Origin of the sequence: Brevibacillus sp. AY1 (genome assembly GCF_029870785.1) — a bacterium.
Lineage (GTDB): Bacteria > Bacillota > Bacilli > Brevibacillales > Brevibacillaceae > Brevibacillus > Brevibacillus invocatus.
Genome location: NZ_JAFLPN010000098.1, coordinates 1 through 1512 on the forward strand (window position 1 = coordinate 1; position 1512 = coordinate 1512).

Here is a 1512-nt window from a genome sequence, read left to right on the forward strand (position 1 = left end):
TTGGGGAGGTACTCCTTTTTCTATGCTCAAAAAACCTTGAGCCCGTAGGGCTCTAATTTATGAAATTGATTCAAGTGAAAGAAAAAAGTGTTCATTTCTATTTGGCGGATACTGTTGAATTTAGTTTAGCAGTTACAATGGGATTACTCTGAAATCAATCAATCGGAATAACTACCAAAAATTCAACGCAGCTTTTGATAAATTGCAAAAATAAATCCTGTTACTAATACTAATAGACTCAACCACCACATTTCATCCTCAATAATATAAATCAATACTGAGAACGCCCCGTTATTAATATATGTGATATGCTCTATCTTTTTCCTTATACTTATTAACTGCCCTAAGATCATCAACCCTATCATTAAATAAATATAGTAGTTCAATGCGTTCACTCCTAACTATAAATTTAAAGAAACACATAGCGCACAATAAAGTGTACCATGTGTTTCTATTATTGTAGTTAATTAGTAATTCCTTGAACCGAATTGCGTTCCTTTACTATAAATTCGCACATACACTCCGTAACCTTTATTTTTATTACTGATAACTGCTGCACCAGCTGCGATCATGTATGCTGCAACATCTGCAGAACTACTCAATTTCTTTGCAAATTCATATGGAAAAAGAGAAAGTATCTTCCCTGCAAACCATGTAATCGTTGCAGCGACTAATAGCTTTTCTACTAACCATCTTGTGTCATCATCACTAAAGTACCAATATTCGCCTACATCAAAATTCGGACCTATGTATACATAAGTGTCATGGTCATCGCCATAATATGTATGCCCCTCATCATTACCCATCGGCTGAATTTCAGCGTCTCTAACTGAATAATTTGAATTGGCAACAATTTCTTCATTCGCCGACTCAAATACTTCTTCTAATAATTTATAAATTTCTTTTGGAATTTCTTTTTTAGCATCTTTTTTGAATTCGTAGCCTTTTTCCCCCAAATAAAACCACTCATTATATTTTTCTAATCCCTCTTTTATTTTTTGGAATTCATCAGACTCGATGTACTTATTCATTTTTTCTACGACTTCATAAGCGTCCGGATCGTTGTCTAGTTTTTCTAAAATTGATTGTTCGATCGATAATTGTGTTGGACTTGAATTAGCATGTGCCGCATTCATAGATGAAAAGAATGTTACAGAAGCAAGTGTAATAGATAGAGCCATAAAAATGCTTTTCTTCATAAATATTACCTCCTCTTTTTTATAGAACATAAAAAACCCGCTTATAGGCGGGCTTTGTTCTAACGACTATTGAAAAAGATCCAAAAACCAGTAAAATGGAATTAGCTTATATGTTTAGACAATATGCTGAACTCAGAATGCTCCCGCCAAGTTGCTATTCTTTGTTCATATCATATTTTATTACATATAGGCTAGCAGAGAACGCTCCCGCCAAGTTGCTGTTCTCTGTTTTTATTTTTTGACGGATTGTAATATGAAGTGCGACACCTAACCAAAGGCAAAAAAATGGCCCATGATTGATTCGTGTAAAATG

At 34.1% G+C, this 1512-nt stretch carries 1 protein-coding gene; it reads right to left on the bottom strand.

Annotated features, from left to right (window positions below; all coding sequences use genetic code 11):
• Positions 1-467 precede the first annotated feature (467 nt).
• Positions 468-1199: a hypothetical protein gene (locus JZI27_RS24830; RefSeq protein WP_280209840.1), complete on the bottom strand. Its 732-nt coding sequence runs from the start codon at positions 1197-1199 to the stop codon at positions 468-470.
• Positions 1200-1512: the final 313 nt, after the last annotated feature.